This is a genomic window from Parachlamydia acanthamoebae (assembly GCF_000875975.1).
Lineage (GTDB): Bacteria > Chlamydiota > Chlamydiia > Chlamydiales > Parachlamydiaceae > Parachlamydia > Parachlamydia acanthamoebae.
The window spans coordinates 567,904-584,628 of sequence record NZ_BAWW01000066.1 but is presented as its reverse complement, the minus strand read 5'-3'; the positions used below and the strand labels follow the sequence as shown (position 1 = coordinate 584,628).

At 40.9% G+C, this 16,725-nt stretch carries 13 protein-coding genes and 1 pseudogene; 2 read left to right on the top strand and 12 right to left on the bottom strand.

What is annotated here, in order from left to right; genetic code table 11:
- Positions 1-25: 25 nt before the first annotated feature.
- From cyoE to AOM43_RS13175, 6 genes and pseudogenes are all read right to left on the bottom strand, one after another.
- Positions 26-874 (bottom strand): heme o synthase, encoded by an 849-nt coding sequence (gene cyoE / locus AOM43_RS12105; protein ID WP_013924098.1) that lies wholly within the window; start codon positions 872-874, stop codon positions 26-28.
- Positions 867-1,229, bottom strand: coding sequence for a cytochrome o ubiquinol oxidase subunit IV (gene cyoD / locus AOM43_RS12100; protein WP_013924099.1), 363 nt, complete (start codon positions 1,227-1,229; stop codon positions 867-869). The genes cyoE and cyoD overlap by 8 nt, the downstream gene beginning before the upstream one ends.
- Positions 1,230-1,826, bottom strand: a complete 597-nt coding sequence (gene cyoC, locus AOM43_RS12095; RefSeq protein ID WP_013924100.1) for a cytochrome o ubiquinol oxidase subunit III — start codon at positions 1,824-1,826, stop codon at positions 1,230-1,232. It abuts the gene before it with no gap.
- On the bottom strand, positions 1,823-3,793 hold the full coding sequence (cyoB, locus tag AOM43_RS12090; RefSeq protein WP_013924101.1) for a cytochrome o ubiquinol oxidase subunit I: 1,971 nt from the start codon (positions 3,791-3,793) through the stop codon (positions 1,823-1,825). Before cyoB ends, cyoC begins: the two co-directional genes overlap by 4 nt.
- Positions 3,794-3,800: 7 nt before the next feature.
- Positions 3,801-4,688, bottom strand: coding sequence for a ubiquinol oxidase subunit II (cyoA, locus tag AOM43_RS12085; protein WP_013924102.1), 888 nt, complete (start codon positions 4,686-4,688; stop codon positions 3,801-3,803).
- Between the two features lie 570 nt (positions 4,689-5,258).
- A pseudogene (locus tag AOM43_RS13175) lies at positions 5,259-6,097 on the bottom strand (IS5 family transposase).
- Positions 6,098-6,292: 195 nt separating this feature from the next.
- Here AOM43_RS13175 and AOM43_RS12065 point away from each other — a divergent pair.
- Positions 6,293-7,810 (top strand): ArnT family glycosyltransferase, encoded by a 1,518-nt coding sequence (locus AOM43_RS12065; RefSeq protein WP_059360460.1) that lies wholly within the window; start codon positions 6,293-6,295, stop codon positions 7,808-7,810.
- Positions 7,804-8,139 carry a DUF6176 family protein gene (locus AOM43_RS12060; RefSeq protein WP_226987526.1) on the top strand — a complete coding sequence of 112 codons (336 nt, stop codon included), beginning with the start codon at positions 7,804-7,806 and terminating at the stop codon, positions 8,137-8,139. Before AOM43_RS12065 ends, AOM43_RS12060 begins: the two co-directional genes overlap by 7 nt.
- Here the strand turns inward: AOM43_RS12060 and AOM43_RS12055 are convergent.
- The 6 genes from AOM43_RS12055 to AOM43_RS12030 form a co-directional block, all read right to left on the bottom strand.
- Positions 8,129-9,262 carry a glycosyltransferase family protein gene (locus AOM43_RS12055; RefSeq protein WP_226987525.1) on the bottom strand — a complete coding sequence of 378 codons (1,134 nt, stop codon included), beginning with the start codon at positions 9,260-9,262 and terminating at the stop codon, positions 8,129-8,131. The genes AOM43_RS12060 and AOM43_RS12055 overlap by 11 nt on opposite strands.
- A gap of 29 nt (positions 9,263-9,291) precedes the next feature.
- Positions 9,292-11,301, bottom strand: coding sequence for an excinuclease ABC subunit UvrB (uvrB, locus tag AOM43_RS12050; RefSeq protein WP_059360458.1), 2,010 nt, complete (start codon positions 11,299-11,301; stop codon positions 9,292-9,294).
- Positions 11,298-12,368 (bottom strand): tryptophan--tRNA ligase, encoded by a 1,071-nt coding sequence (trpS, locus tag AOM43_RS12045; protein WP_226987524.1) that lies wholly within the window; start codon positions 12,366-12,368, stop codon positions 11,298-11,300. Before trpS ends, uvrB begins: the two co-directional genes overlap by 4 nt.
- Positions 12,369-12,382: 14 nt before the next feature.
- The gene (locus AOM43_RS12040; RefSeq protein ID WP_006341673.1) at positions 12,383-13,600 is read right to left on the bottom strand and encodes an amino acid permease; all 1,218 of its coding nucleotides are present in this window, start codon (positions 13,598-13,600) and stop codon (positions 12,383-12,385) included.
- Positions 13,601-13,604: 4 nt separating this feature from the next.
- Positions 13,605-14,825 (bottom strand): amino acid permease, encoded by a 1,221-nt coding sequence (locus AOM43_RS12035; protein WP_013924112.1) that lies wholly within the window; start codon positions 14,823-14,825, stop codon positions 13,605-13,607.
- 311 nt (positions 14,826-15,136) lie between these two features.
- On the bottom strand, positions 15,137-16,585 hold the full coding sequence (locus tag AOM43_RS12030) for an ankyrin repeat domain-containing protein (protein ID WP_059360456.1): 1,449 nt from the start codon (positions 16,583-16,585) through the stop codon (positions 15,137-15,139).
- Between the last annotated feature and the right edge of the window lie 140 nt (positions 16,586-16,725).

Here is a 16,725-nt window from a genome sequence, read left to right as displayed (position 1 = left end):
TTTTGCGACCACGTAGATAGTTTGCCTAAGAGACAATATCAAAAGGGATCACAAGACATAGTGAGATAATCATGAGCAAGGAAAGTTGGTACATCTTTTTCCCCCATAACTGATCATTTTGGTTTTTAAAACCTTGCATACTAAGCCAAATCCAAGCAAGACCTACTAATGTGGTCACTGCTAGATAGATGTACCCTGTATAGTTGAAAAAGGTAAGCATCACAGCTGCCAATACAAAACTAATGACATAGATGATCATATGGATCTTTGTTCTAGAAATTCCTTTTACAATGGGGAGAACAGGAATCCCTGCTGCGGAATAATCATCAAAGTGATAGAGGGCGATCGCAAAAAAATGGGGCATTTGCCATAACACCAACAAAGTGAAAAGAATGGTTGCTCCCATATCGAAATGGTTGCTAACGGCACAATATCCAACCACAGGCGGTATCGCTCCAGCGACACTTCCAATGGCTGTTCCATAAATAGTGTGGCGTTTCCAAAGGCTATAGAGAATGACATATACAAAGAATCCGAATGCAGCCACATACACCGTTAAGAGATTCGTAAAGAAATAGAGGGTGGCTGTCCCCAGAATTTCGAGTAGGGTTGCAAAAAGGAGGGCATTGCGGGGGGAAATAAGGCCCGTTACAAGGGCTCGGTTCTTTGTACGTTCCATTTTTTTATCCATTTGGCGATCGATGTAATTATTAAACACACATGCGGATGCCATAATGAGAGAAAGTCCAAAAAGAGTTTCAAAGAAGAGCAAGAAGTCGATTGTTCCTTTTGATGCTAGCAAAAAACCAGCAGCAAGCGTGACAAGGTTCCCTAAGACAATTTTTGGCTTAGTTAATAAATAGTAATTAATCATGAGTCATTCCCATTGCCATATCTGACATAACGCGATCATTTAAATCGTACATGATCCACAAGGATCCCAGAGCGATAATTAGTAAGACTAAAAACATAAAGTAGAAAATGATGGTTTCCCAACGTGGTTTCGTTTCTTGCCCAAGATGCAAAAAGTAGCGCAATTGAATAACAGCTTGGATAAGGGCTAATCCCACTAGTGTATAAGCAAGAAAGCGACCAGAAAGGATTTTAGCGCTAGTCATAAAAAAAGAGATGACTGTAAGTATGATAGAGCCGATGAATCCAATCGCATATGATTTTAAAGTTCCGTGCCATTCTCTTTGAATGTCATGCAAACTACGTTCATTGTGCATTTAAATGACTCCCAGTAAGTAGACAAATGTAAAAATGAAAATCCACACTAGATCTAAGAAATGCCAGTACATGCTAAAAATCACAAGGCGTCTAAAGGTTGTGGTGGTGATATCATGGAAATAGAGTTGCAAGATCATCACGAGCATCCAGATAAGACCAATGGAAACGTGAAGTCCATGCGTTCCTACCAGAGTGAAGAAAGACGATAAAAAGGCACTTCTTTGCCAGCTATTGCCTTCATGCACCAAACTCGCAAATTCGTGTAATTCTAGGGCAATAAATGACGCCCCTAGCAAGAACGTCACGATTAGCCAGCCAATCACATGATTTTTCTTATTTTGCAAAGAGGATAGCATGGCTAATCCACACGTCACACTACTGCTTAAAAGAATCATTGTTTCACTGAACGCTGTTGAGAGGCTAAATAGATCGCGTGAAGAGGGACCGCCAAAGGTTTCAGTGTGAAGGACTGCATAAGTCGTAAAAAGTGATGTAAACAATATGCAGTCGGTCATTAAGTATATCCAAAACCCTAAAACGGTTCTGGAATAGGTTTCATGTTCAAATTCTGCCGAGTGAAAGAGAGATTTAATCATACCGCATTCAACTCCCTGAGATGTGCATCTTCCATTTGCTTAACTTGAGCAGCCGTGATTACTTCATGCTCATCCTCGCTAGAAAGGCGCGTGATGACACACGCCACAATTCCAATTAAGCTAGCAATGGCAAGCCACGAGATATACCAAGTCATGGCGAAGCCAAAAATAAGACTCAAAACGCCTATATAAAGGCCCATAGGAGTGTTTTTTGGCAAATAGATATCTTCATAATCTTTTTCTTGAGGAGGTGCCTCTCCTCTCTTGATTGCCCACAACGGATCACGGTGATTGACTCGAGGGGTAATTGCAAAATTGTAGATCGGAGGAGGGGAGGGAATGGACCACTCGAGTGTGCGGCCATTCCATGGATCACCCGTTTTATCCCGATTTGTTTTGCGCTCAGCAATGCTTTTGAATAATCCATAAATTTGAATGCAGATTCCACATAGGATGACTAAAGCGCCTATGCCCACAGTGACAAAAAGAGGGTGCCATCCAGTCGAGGCTTCATAGTGGTCTAAGCGTCTTGTTGCACCCATAAAACCTAGCATGTATAGAGGCATAAAAGCGAGCAGGAATCCCGTAAACCAGCACCAAAAAGCATAACGATTTAAGGTTTCGCTCAGGAAAAAGCCTGTAAATTTTGGAAACCAGTAGGTAAAGCCTGAAAAGAATCCAAAGAGGAGACCTCCAATGACCATTCCGTGGAAATGTGCAATTAAGAACAGGCTGTTATGGACCTGGAAGTCAACAGGTGGAGAAGAAAGCAAAATACCCGTCATTCCACCCACACTAAAGTTTAATACAAAAGCGAAAAACCATAGCATCGGAGAAGTGAAATGTACGCGTCCTCTAAATTTGGTGAATAGCCAATTGAAAATTTTTACACCCGTCGGAATCGCAATCAGCATAGTCATGATGGCAAAAAAGGCATTCACCTTGGGGCTAGCTCCCATTGTAAAGAAGTGATGCAACCATACGATGAAAGAAAGGAATGCGATAAAAATGAGCGCCCATACCATGGAGACATAACCGAATAACCGCTTTTCAGAAAATGTAGGTACCACTTCTGAGAATATTCCAAAGGCAGGTAAAATCAATATATATACTTCTGGATGACCCCAAGCCCAGATCAAGTTCACGTACATCATTGGATTTCCCCCATTTCCAGCCGTGAAAAAGTGCATGCCAAGGTAACGATCCAATGTCAGCATGGCAAGCGTTGCGGTCAAAATGGGGAATGCGAATATCACCAATACTACGGAGCATAGGGCGCTCCAGGTAAAGATTGGCATTTTCATGAAAGTCATGCCCGGGCAACGCATTGTTAAAATGGTCACTAGAAAATTCACACCCGAAAGGGTTGTTCCGACACCCGATATTTGGACTACCCAAATCCAGTAATCGATCCCTTCATCAGGACTATATTCAATTCCGGATAGAGGCGGATAGGCAAGCCAACCAGCTGATGAAAATTTTCCAATGGCCAATGAAACAAGTGTTAACATTGCTCCAGAAGCAAAGAGCCAAAAACTTAAAGCATTCAAAAAGGGAAAAGCGACATCCCTAGCTCCAATTTGAAGCGGAATTACAAGATTCAGAAGTCCAAAGACAACGCCCATTCCTACAAAGAATATCATGGTTGTGCCATGTGAAGAGAAAACTTCCTGAAAGTGTTCAGGAGAGATGAAACCATGTGCATCTCCTACTGAAAGAGCCTGTTGCAAACGCATCATCAGGGCATCTGCAAATCCTTTACAGAACATAAGCAAGGCCACAATGATGTACATTAGACCAATTCTTTTGGGATCGACGGATGTGAGCCATTCATCCCAAAGCCATTTCCAACTTTTGGTGTAGGTAATAGCGGCTATAATTCCGATGCCTGACACAATCATGCCAAAAACGGCCGCGTTTTGGCTTGCTTCGTGATGAAAGGCCTCCAGGGTTAATCTACCAAACATATCTGAATTAATCTCCCTTTGGATGCATGTATTTCATGAGAACTTGTTCAAACAAGTTATCGTCTTTCAATTGGTATATTTCGGGTGGGACATTGCTACTTGGAGCTGCTAATTTGTTATATTCATCTAAATTTAAGACATTTGAGGACTGTTTTACTGACTCTACCCACTTGTGATAATCCTCTTCGGAAGATGCTCGGGTGATGAAATGCATTCCAGCAAAACCCTCCCCACTGATATTGGCAGAAGACCCTCTAAAGTCTCCTGTAGCATTTGCAATGAGATGCAGTTGCGTTTTCATTTTAGGCATCGCATAGATTTGTCCACCCAGATGAGGAATCCAAAATGAGTTCATGGGAGCATCAGCTGTGATTTCAAAATGAATTGGAATTTGCTCAGGAATTTGCAGAAAATTTAAACTGGCAATTTTCTCTTCCGGATAAATGAATAACCATTTCCATTGTAAGGCAACAACCTGAATCGTGATGGGTTTTTTGTCTGATTCAAGTGGTCTTAAGGGGTCAAGTTCGTATGTTTTGACCCAAGTCAAAACTCCGATGATCAGCGTAAAAAAAAGAGGAATTCCCCACCAAAGATATTCGGCTAATCGGTTGTCGTCAAAGTCTGGGTCGTATTTTGCCTTGAGATTATTGGCACGGTATTTCCACGAAAAAATGAATGTCAAAACGTATACGGGAATAATTACCAGAAGCATGATTGCTTGAATGATCAAAAGCAGATTGCGCTCCTCTAAAGCAATAATCCCCTTAGGAAATAAAACCGCAATGCTATCCCGGTACTGCAAGATTGTTAAAGGCTGCATTATCAAGAATAGAAACAAGATGATGCTGGAGAAAACGAGCAAAAAAGGTACGAATCTTTTCCCTGGAGTCATGTTTGACAAACCCTCTAGATTATTTTTTACAAAAGTTCACTATAGTTTTTTTGGGAAGAATGTCAAGTTGAATTTTGATGGAATCGTTCAGGCTGATGTGTCGTGATGCGGATGAATTAAGCTGTTTGGTTTTGTAGGGAATAATGGTTCTTAAACCTGTGAAGGCAGTTTTTAAGGAGGATGAAGGCAATGAAAAAAAATTATTAAAGTAGACGAAAAGACTAAAGTGAGGAATTAAAAAAAGTGATTCAAAGTAGTGTGAAACAAGGTATATGTGCTTGACATTTTTTGGGTATAAATTGTGAGCGAATTTACTTATAAAAATTTCTCTGTCGGAAAAGGTCATTTTATCAAGGTAGCTTCATTTCGAAGACTTTAGTAAACGACTTTTATCCAGATAAGATTGATTTTAAGAAGCCAAAACCATAGATAGATGATTCTTTTTACTCATCTAAATTTTTTATTTTGACTTATAAAATGTACATATGCTGCTCTGAGCTGAATATAAAAATTTGTTGATCGATCTGAGAAAAATGATTAAGATGTTTTTCAAACTTTTAAGAGGGTGTTTTAAAATTTAACTAATGATAAATATCTACTTAACATTGTCTTTGTCATACAAAGATAGATCATGCACTCAGCTGTTTTTGGCAAGTATTCATAATCTTTGCTCATTCTACGATATCGCCCGATCCAGGCAAAAGTTCTTTCTACAACCCATCTTCTAGGCAATACTTGAAAAGATCTTTCGATTGGTATCGATTCTGCTTTCCAATCATCATTATATATTCTTACTCTTGCCTGAGGCCTTTTTACTACTTCTAGGTGTTTGCCATACTTTTCTGAATAACTTTTGAGAGCACTTCCTTGATAACCTGCATCTGCCCAAATTTTTTTTACCGACTTTAAACTTTTTCTCCTGACAAGCGATTGCAAACCTTTTTTGTCGCTGATATTTCCTGAGGTAATATGCGCCTGTAACAAGAAACCTTGTGTATCAACGGCAATGTGTCTTTTTCAGCCCTTAACCTTCTTATCCGCGTCGTATCCACAGAGCCCCCCCTTTCGGTAGTCTTTACACTTTGACTATCAATAATTGCTGCACTAGCCTCTGCCATCCTTCCTAATAGGATGCGCAAGTTTTTTCTTACATGCTCGCAGATTTTTGGGAAGAGTCCTTCCTTCTTCCATAACTTAAATTGCGAATAAACAGTTTGCCAAGGTGGAAAATCATAGGGAAGAAGACGCCAGGCGCATCCCGAGCGAAGTAAATAAAAAATAGCATCAAGCATCCTGCGCTTTCCGTATTTAGGTTTTCTTCCTTTGGGAGATCGCTTTTTCTCAACTAATGGCTTTATCAATTCCCATTCTTCATCCCTTAATTCACCAGGGTATCGTTTTCGTTCCATATTTTTTCCTCTATGTCGATAGCAAAAAGGATTAATATACAAAAAGTTAAATTTTAAAACACCCTCTTAGCAATCATCCAAATAAATGTAAATAAAATTTAATGTTGTCTTGACGTAACCGAAAAAGTCTAAGCATTAAATGAAAGGTATCGTATAATTTCTGATGTACCAAGAATTTTATAGGGATATTGTCAATTGAGCGAAAAAAAAACGATTATTCTACTCATTTCTCTTTTGCTGCTGAAGGCTGCTTGCATGGTTTGGGTTATTTCCACCGGCGAAATTGGTTTAGGACCCGACGAAGCGCAATATTGGACATGGAGTCAAGCTCTCGATTGGGGTTACTATAGCAAGCCTCCTGGCATTGCTTGGCAAATATGGAGTGGAACGCAGTTTTTTGGAAATACAGAACTTGGTGTTCGTTTTGCCTCCATTCTTTCTGGCGTGATTTTGCCTTTGCTGGTCTACGGATTGGCGAGAGCATGTGCTTTACTCCCTCGTACGGCTTTTTGGGCCGCTCTTATCATGGCATTGACTCCTTTAGGTGTGATGGGATCGCTTTTAGCGATTACAGATGTGGGTATGATGATTTTTTGGACGGCCGCCTGCATTGTGATTGTACGGGCACTCGAGCGCCATGCAGAACCCTCTTATGTGCTCATTGGAACATGCATTTTTCTGGGGGCCTTATTCAAATGGCCAATTTATTTCTTATGGATTTGGATCTTATTGGGCTGGTACTTTTTTTCCAATTTGAGAAGTAAGCATCTATTGGGTGGTATGCTCATTTCGTTACTGGGGCTATTGCCTAGTTTGGCGTGGAATACATCTCATCGTTGGGCAACATTTCATCACGTTTTCTCAACCGTTCAAGGAGCGGAAAATCGTGCCTTATTCCAAGGAAACGTTTTAGATTTTATTGGTGCACAGGCAGTCTTGATCTCTCCTCTGCTTTTTATCTTTTTGATATCTGCGTTGGTATACAGCTTCAGACATCCTTTAAAGCCTTCTCTTTTCTTTTGTGCATTTTCTAGCTTTGTAACTCTGGCCATTTTTTGCGCATATGCACTTTTAAAAAAAATGCAAGGAAACTGGTGTATCTTCATTTATCCCACATTGATCGTTTATCTAAGCTGGTATTTATGTGAGAAGGTAACGTGGGGCAAAAAAGCGCTAGTTGTTTCTTTAGCTTTATCGGTGGTTTTAGCTGGAGTGGGTTTGAGCATTCCTTTTCTGCAATCACACAATATTGCTAACCTCCACATCCCTTATAAGGCAAGTCCTTTTAAACATAATGTTGGCTGGAAGCGGATGCAAGTAGCTTTGGATCAACAAGGCTACCATGCGCATGAACATTTTCTATTTGGTGATCGGTATCAAATGAGCAGCCTCTTGAGTTTTTATAATACAGGACAGAAACGGGCATACTTTTTTAATTTGGATGGAATTCGGAAAAATCAATTTTCGTTTTGGCCTGATATGTCTCATGAGCAAGTGGGGAAGACCGGCTTTTTTGCCCATGTAGAAAATATTCCCTTTCACGAAGGTGAAGAGATCGCTTTCCACGAAAAACTTTCACCCTATTTTGAACATGTGGAATTTCTGGGCGCATTTCCTATTTTTGAGGCCTACAATCAACCTGTCAAGCGATTGCTATTGTTTAAGTGTTCGGTTTTTCTGGGGAAGCAGCCAAGCGAAGGAGCTGGATGGTGAAAGGTCTATGCATTAAGACAAAATTAAAAAAAGACCATATCGAAGAAATTCGTCATTGGTTTCGCGATTTGAACGAGCGCATGGATGAAGTCTTAGAGTCTTTAGAAAATGAAAAGATTTTTGTCGAATCTGCTTTTTTGGATATGCAAGGGGATGATTTGTATTTAATCTACTACATCAAAGCGGAAGATATTGCATACGCTTATCGAGTATTTGAGCACTCTGTCTTGCAAATCGATGTCGATTACAAAGCTTGTTGGCGCAAATATTGTGAGGGACGCGTTGTTTTGGAAACACTTTTAGATGTGGATCGATTCTCTAAGCTTTAGGGAAGTGAGACATGAGCTCTTTGGCTCGATGGTCCCATGTGTGGTGATTCAAGGTGATTGCACGTCCTTTTTCCACAATGCGTCGTCGTTCTTCTTCATGTGAGAGGTAGTAATTGACCTTTTCGTTGATTTCGTCCCAATGGCCATGTCGATAAAAGACAATGCTTTCATCGTCCTTGAAAAATTGTTTTAGATAGTTGTTCTCAGCTGTAATGACTAAAGCTCCACAGGCTATCCCTGAAAAGATCCGTTCATGTGCACCACTTTTCATGAAGGGTGTGCTATTCAGCAAAATTTTCGCGCGTTTCATGAGATTAATGGCTTCTGGAAATGGGACTTCTGAGTGAAGGATCACATTTTCAGGTGTTCCTTGTAAGCAAGCATCCCAATCAAATTGCCCATCTGCAGATCCAAAGACATGCACTTCGGCATCTTTAACACCTTTGATTAGCTTGACGCGATCTTCTCCTTTCACATACTTTTCCAGCTCAGTTAATAAGGCAATCGAATTCGCACCCTCGAAACTAGCATTAGGATTCAGTTTAGCATGCTCTTCATGGGCAATAGCAAAAGCTTTGATAAATGACGTCGTTTGATCGTTCAAGGTAATATGAGCGGCATCTTTCAGCGTTTTGACGATGTGGGGTGGATAACGCGTATGCCAACGTGTTTTTCTTGCCTTGTAACTAATTGCGGAGGCCAGCATTAAAACGGGATAAGTCTTTTCCTCATCGGGTGCTTCCAACAACAGGCTTTTTTCCACAGCGTGTGGCATAAAAAAAATCGGATTTTTAAAGAGTGGTGCAAAAAAATTGGCCTCAAATCTATCGGGACAGGTTAAGACGCTGTGTGTACTTTTTGCGAGGTCCAAAAAATAATGAGGCGAATCGACGAGGCAGGCAATATGCGGAATCTTTAAAAAGTCGGCTAAGAATTCCCCACTGCTAGAGGTTAGGCCGTTGAAGCAGAGCGTGCATTCAGGCAAATCTCGCGCGAGCTCTTCGTAAAAAGCCTTCGGATTTTCGTGCTGAATTTTCAAAAGCCGGCAATGGATGCCTAGTCTTGTTAAGGCGTCATGCATTTGAATAGTAAAGTGATCTAAAACACTATACTGACTATTCATGGGCAGAATAATATCCATCCTGCGAAACATTAAGATAGCCCTAGTTCTAGTTGTTGATAGTGTTTCATGAGGTCACGAAAGTGTGCGGCATCTTCAAATTGCATCTCTTTTGCTGCTTTTTTCATTAAGTTTTCATTTTCACGTACTTTTAAACGGATTTCATCGAGTGTGAGGTAGTCGTGATGACCTTCTGCGACTTTCAGATGGGCTTTGACCTCTGTTTGATCTTCGTAAATAATATCTGGCTCAACTAAAGGTGAGATTTCCCGTTTAACTGTTCGGGGAGTGATGCCATGTTCTAGATTATATTCATGCTGCATGGCTCGTCTGGATTCTGTAATGTCTAGTGTATGACGAATGGCCTTGGTGATTTTATTTGCGTACATGATGACCCGTCCCTCAGAATTACGCGCAGCACGGCCACACGTTTGGATAAGCGAAGTCTCACTACGTAAAAAACCTTCTTTGTCCGCATCTAAAATAGCAACGAGGGAAACCTCGGGGATGTCCAATCCTTCACGCAACAGGTTGATTCCAACGAGTACATCAAATGTCCCCGCACGAAGATCTTGGATGATCTGAGAGCGTTCGAGTGTATCGATGTCTGAGTGAAGGTATTTGGCTTTCACGTCGAGTTCTGTCAGATAAGTCGTCAGTTCTTCCGCTAGGCGCTTCGTTAGCGTGGTGACAAGCACGCGTCCTCCCTTTTCGACATGTGTTCGGATTTCTGCTAAGCTATCATCCACTTGCCCATCAGCAGGTCTAACCTCGATAATTGGGTCTAGAAGACCTGTGGGCCGAATGACTTGCTCAACAATTTCACCCTCGGCCTCTGCCACTTCCCACTCAGCAGGCGTTGCAGAAACATATACAACCTGGTGGAAATGTGAATAGCTTTCTTCAAATTTGAGAGGACGGTTGTCATATGCTGAGGGGAGACGAAAGCCAAAATCGACAAGCGCAGCTTTACGCGCTTTATCTCCATTGTACATTGCACGCATTTGAGGCAGCGTTTGGTGTGATTCATCGATAATCAGCAAAAAATCGGAGGGGAAATAGTCTATGAGGCATGGTGGCGGATCACCCGGCTGACGCTGACTGAAGTGACGTGAATAGTTTTCGATTCCTTTACAAAATCCAATTTCACGGATCATTTCCATATCGTGTTGTGTACGTTGCTGAATTCTTTGCCGTTCGATAAGGAGATTATTTTTCTCGAAAAATTCCATTCGCTCAGCTAGTTCAACTTTAATCGTTTCTAAAGCATGCCAACGCACTTCTTCAGGTGTGACGTGGTGAGAACTCGGATAAATGGTGATTTGTTGGATACGCTGTCTGACTTTGCCTGTGAGAGGATCTATTTCACTAATTCTTTCGATATCGTCTCCAAAGAATTCCACCCGAATCGATAAATCTTCTTCATAAGCAGGGAAAATTTCTAGAACATCACCTCTCACGCGAAATGTTGCACGAGAAAAATCATAGTCATTGCGTGTATATTGCATTTCCACAAGATGAAGGAGAATGTCGTCGCGTCGACGATTTTGACCTGTGGCAAGCGTTAGATTCATCCCACGGTAGTATTCTGGTGTACCTAAACCGTAAATGCAAGAAACGGAGGCGACAATCAACACATCGCGGCGCTCGAGCAATGAACGTGTTGCACTGAGACGCATTTTATCGATCCGATCATTGATGGCCATGTCCTTTTCAATGTACGTATCGGTACGGGCAATATAGGCTTCGGGCTGGTAGTAATCGTAGTAAGAAACAAAGTATTCGATGGCGTTATGAGGAAAAAAAGACTTAAATTCTTGATAAAGTTGTGCAGCCAAGGTTTTATTGTGCGCAATCACTAGTGTAGGGCGTTGCACTTGGGCAACCACATTCGCCATGGTATATGTTTTACCAGAGCCTGTAATCCCTAAAAGAACTTGAGATTTTTTTCCCTCAGTGATCCCTTGCACAATTTTTTCAATTGCTTGAGGTTGATCTCCGCCAGGAGGAAAATGTGATTCTAACTGAAAATTTCCGCTCACTTTTGTTGCTTTTCCATTCTCTCTTTTGCGTTTTTAGCAATTTTTTTCCAGGTTCCGCTTAAGCCCATTAAGCTAAGCATCTCTTTGACAGTCTCATTCGAGATCTCAATCATTTTTTGGGTGCCCTCGTAAATAACCTGGTCGACAAGCCCTTTTTCCTGTTCGTAATATTTTCTTTTTTCTCGAATTGGGTCAAGGAAATGATTTAGTGCACGTGTGAGTTTTTCTTTGACTTCTACATCACCCACTTTCCCTTCGCGGTAACGGGATTTTAGATCCTCTACTTCAGCTTTATCGGTGTTGAAAACGTCGTGATAGGCAAACACGGGATTTCCTTCAACCTTTCCAGGCATGTCTGCACGAATTCGATTAGGATCTGTGTACATTCCCTTGACCTTCTTTTCAACGGTTTTAGCATCATCCGCTAGAAAGATCGCGTTATTGGCAGATTTACTCATCTTTCCTTGACCATCTGTTCCAATTAAAGTTGGGACATCGCTTAGCAGGCATTCTGGCAAAGGGAAAAACTCGCCATAGTACATGTTAAAACGGCGCGCAATGTCGCGTGTTAACTCAATATGCGCCTCATTGTCTTTTCCTACTGGAACAAGGTGGGCTCTGGGCATTAAAATGTCTGCTGATTGGAGAACTGGATAACCGACAAGCCCATAAGGAATACTTTCGGATGACATGTGGGCATTGCGAGCCATCTCTTTCAAACTAGGCAGGCCTGTTAATCTGTTGAGAGAAATCAGCATTTGGAAAATCAAATTCATTTGATAAACAGCTGGTACGGCAGATTGCAGGTAAATAACGGATTTTTGAGGATCTATCCCGCAGGCTAAATAGTCGATCACCATTTGAGAGATATTCTCTCTAAGTTTTAGAATCGATTCTTTTTCAGGCTTAGTTGTCAGGACATGCAAATCTGCAATAATGAAATAGCAGTCAAATTTCTCTTGCAATTTCACTCTGTTTTTTAAAGAGCCTACATAGTGCCCAAGATGGAGTAAACCGGTTGGGCGGTCACCTGTGAGAATTCGTTTTTTAGGTTGATTTTCGCTCATGATCGTTCCTAATTCTAATAATTGATAAAATGATTCAGCCATCCCGCGCTATTGGCGATTTCCAATCCAATGAAAATCAAGGCAAAAGCAATCGTAAGAGTTAACGCACATTTTCCTCCGGGAGCCTTGAAGGAGGATTGATAGCCTTTTTGATATCTTCCCGCCCAAACGATTAAAGGCGGAAGCAATCCCAATAAAACCATCACACCATAAGCACCAGCATACTCTAAAGCCGTTAAAAATGCTCGTGGACAAATGAAAGTAAAAAGTAAAGGAGGCAAAAAGGTTAGGATGTAAAGCATCAATTTGCCTGCTTGATTTTTGCGTATACTTAATCCATCCGACAAAAAGTCTGACAAGCTTAAAGATACCCCTAAAAAAGAGGTGACGATGGCAAAGAAGGAAAAAAAACGGGCAATGACGGCAATAGAGGATTGTTGTAGAGTACCAGCCAATAAACGTGTTCCATCTGTGCCATGCAGGTAGCCCTCTAGAATTCCATGCTCTCCTTCGATTGGAATAATGCCAAGTGCGAGAACTTCCCAAAGACTATATACCACGAAAGGAATGATGCCTCCAATCAGGATAGCTACTTTAATTTGAGGAATATCTCGTTTAAAATAGGTTGTCAGAGTGGGGATAATGATGTGAAATCCAAAAGAGGTTGCGATGATAGAAGTTGCCAGGAGCAAATAGGACCATTCCACGTGGAGAAGCTTGGTAGGTTGAATATGTGGGGCAAGTAGAAAAATCATCGCCAAGTAGGCGATGATCAGTCCAGTCATTAGGATGCGATTCAGATAGTCAACCGATTCTGTTCCACGATAAACGAAGTATCCCAAAATAAGGATGAGCGGTAGAGCTCCAAGCCAGTGTGAAATATTGAGGCCAAAACAAGAATGGCCAATATCCACAAAAATTGGAATGCAAACAGCAATGTAGGCTGTCGTTAAAGAGTAGAGCAAAAATAGATAGGTGACCCAACTTAATCCCGCTCCCCAGCGACCAAGCGTATTGCGTGCCATGGTAATGAGATTCGTATCAGGTTCCATCCATAAATTCGCTTCCAAAATGAGGAATGCTGTATAGGTCATGTAGATCCAACAGATCGCAAGAAGAATAAACGAAGGAATGAATCCAGCTTGACCTGTTGCAACAGGTAAAGCGAGCATAGCAGCTCCGATCGTTGTTCCGGAGACGAGAAGGATTCCTCCGATCAGTTTCGTATTCATTCGATTATATTCCTTTAAGTTCACGCACAACTTGTAAAATCATAATGGCTAATGAGACAATCATGACAAATATTAAAGCACTTTTTCCGCCAGCGACTTTAAAATCGTTCGGCTGAGAAATGGAGTAGACATAACGGCCAGCCCACACCATGGCGGCGGGCAGAATTCCAAATAAAATAACAGCGCCAAAACCACCCGCATAGTTAAGAGCTAATAGAAAAATGTGGGGAAAGAGGCATGCAAAAATCCAAGGAGGAAAAAAGACCAGAAAAGAAAGAAAAATCTTCCCAGCCAAAGATTTTTTTACATTTAATCCATCGCTCAGGAAGTCAACAAAGCTTAAAGCAACACCTAAGCAAGAGGTAACGACAGCGAAGAAAGCAAAGTAATGGGCAATGTCGACCACCCATGAATGTCCAATGGCTTTTTGTAAGGCTGTCGTAGCCATTTCTCCGGAGTCTAATACCGTCTGAAAAGTTTCATTTTCCCCAAACGGAATCAGGCCTAAAATGACCCATTCCCATACAACGTACACCAGTAGAGGAATAAAGCTGCCGATCAGGATAATCTTTTGCATCTCTTTGGTGTTGCGATTAACGTATGTTGTGAGGCTTGGGACAAGATTATGAAAGCCAAAAGAGATAATCATAATGGGAAATGCAAAAGGGGCAATGAACCAATTTTGGCGTGTCAATAAATCCGGGTTAACGTGCATGCCTCCCAAAATGACCAAAAGGATATAAGTGCAAATCAAACCGCCCATTAAAACACGATTAAACTGATCTACGACATGCATGCCGATGCAAATGAGTCCTGCGAAAATAGAAATCAGAATGAGACTTCCCAGCCAAGCAGGAAAAGCAATGGAAAAGATTTGCTGAAGAAAATCGGAAATAAGCTGTCCGCTTCCCGAAATGTAGGCAACCATTAAAGAGTAGAAGAGAAATAGAAAAATGGCCCATGCGATGATTTTTCCGATCGGGCCTAGGGTTCTCTCTGCCATGCTGACAATGCTGATTTCATCTTGGAACCATAAATTGACCTCGAGGAGTAACAGAGCGGTGAAGCTCATAAATAACCAACTAAGCGTGAACAAAATGATGGAGGGTTTGAAGCCACCCAAAGCAGAAAGAATGGGTAATCCTAACATGCCAGCTCCAATACAGCAACCTGCTACAAGTAAAATTCCTCCTAAGGAACTCCCGGACGAATGCGAAGACGACATATTCATGAATCCTTATGTGTTAAAATGGCTGCCAATCATCACATGAAGAAAACAGAGTAGAGTGCAATAGATGAGAGGCTTTAAAATGACAAGAATGACAATTTAAAAGAACTGGAGGTATCAATTAGTGAATCCGCCAGAAGCGGAAATGGCCAAAAAAGGGAAAACCCCAGCATGTGTGAAAGTAATCGGTATGCATTTTGCTATGTCTTGAAATCAAAATTTATATGAATTTTAGCCCAGGCACACGATTTTTCGCAATATCGAAATGGGTGAGGTAAGGCATTGCAAATTGCTCTGCCCTAAATCATTTATTTTTGCAATAGAGTTAGAATGTCTGTGTTTCCGAATTCCTTAGCCCATTTAAGAATTTCATCTGTTACTTGAACTCCATGGTCGAGCAATAATTTCACTGCAGTGGCATTTTGCAATTCGATCGCTTTATCAATAGCACGAAAGCCATTCCACTCCAAATTAATAGAGGCTCCATTTTGAAGGAGATATTCTGTGATTTGATGGTAATTTTTAAGTATAGCAATGAAAAGAGGAGGAAATATCTTATCGATCCCATTCGGATTGGCTCCATTTTCAATAAGAAGTTGCACCGCTTTTAATTCTCCGGTTTCCATCACTCGCAAAAATTCAGTTGTGATCTGATTGTCGGTAATTTGCTGCTTAGAGCGTGCTACTTGAAGTAGAAATTCGGCAATATCCCATTTCTTTGACTCAAGGACCAAAGAAATAGAGCTCGTGTCACAATGCGCTCCATTGTTTATTAAAAATTTTACCATATCCATATCGTGCATCGTAATAGCAACGTGAAGGCCTGTTTTGCCATAATGGTTTTCATGGATATTTGCACCTCTATCGAGGAGCAATTGGATATGCGGATAGTTGCCAGAGCGGATGGCCATAATTAAAGGGGATGATGTTTCGGGGGTGTGATAATTCACATCTGCATGGTGCTCAACTAAAAATTCGACCATCTCAGTATCATTTTTTTCTAAAGCTTGTTGTAACAAAGTCTCAGAATAACGCGTGACGAGGTTAATATTCGCTCCCGCCTTTAAAAAAAGCTCCATGATTGCGTAGTTTTTATGGATAAAAGCGATCTGGAGAGGGGGGGTAGCAAAGGCATCGGGAATGCTGATATCTGCTCCATTTTTAATAAGAAGTTTGACAACTTCTTCTCGATTGTGCTTGATCGCTCTGTGCAATTCTGTTTCTGGAGAATAATGATTAAGTTTTCGATTAACATTGACACCTTTATCTAAAAGAAATTGAATTCGTCTCAGCTCATCCACTTCTGTTGCATCTGATTTTGGTTCTAAATAGGCTTGAATTTCGCTTTCAAGGTCATTTTCGGGTTCTAAAGGCATGACCTGTGGATTCCCCTTGAGTTCTGCTTCTTTTTGCTTAAGAAATTGCTCTGCCTTCGACTTATTAGAAAGAATTTTTCCAAAAAGATGAGGGATGAAATGAAAAAATTTCACGATCTTGGTTTGCTCTAATTTACAAGTCGCTAATTGGTCAAGTTTTTTTATTTTGTTTAAAATTTCGGAGATCTGATTGGCACTTTGCGCTTCTTTGGATTTTTCTCCTGTGATTTCAAGAAGATGATTTAAGCTAAAGGATCCTTGATAGCCATCACAGGTAAATCTGCGAGAACCCAAAAAGCCAATTTTTATTTTAACTTGATCAATGAATGCATTTATTTCATTCAGATTTTTATTTTTTAAGGTTTTTTTAATTGTAGTCATATTATCTCCAACATGCAAATAAGAGGATTGAATTGGTCAGTTTAGCTGATTTTAAGATAAATTTTAATAAAATTTATGGGAGAAAGACTGGAAGGGGAAAAGATGCAAGAAAATAATTGAGAGTATTGCCCCTGTTTTGT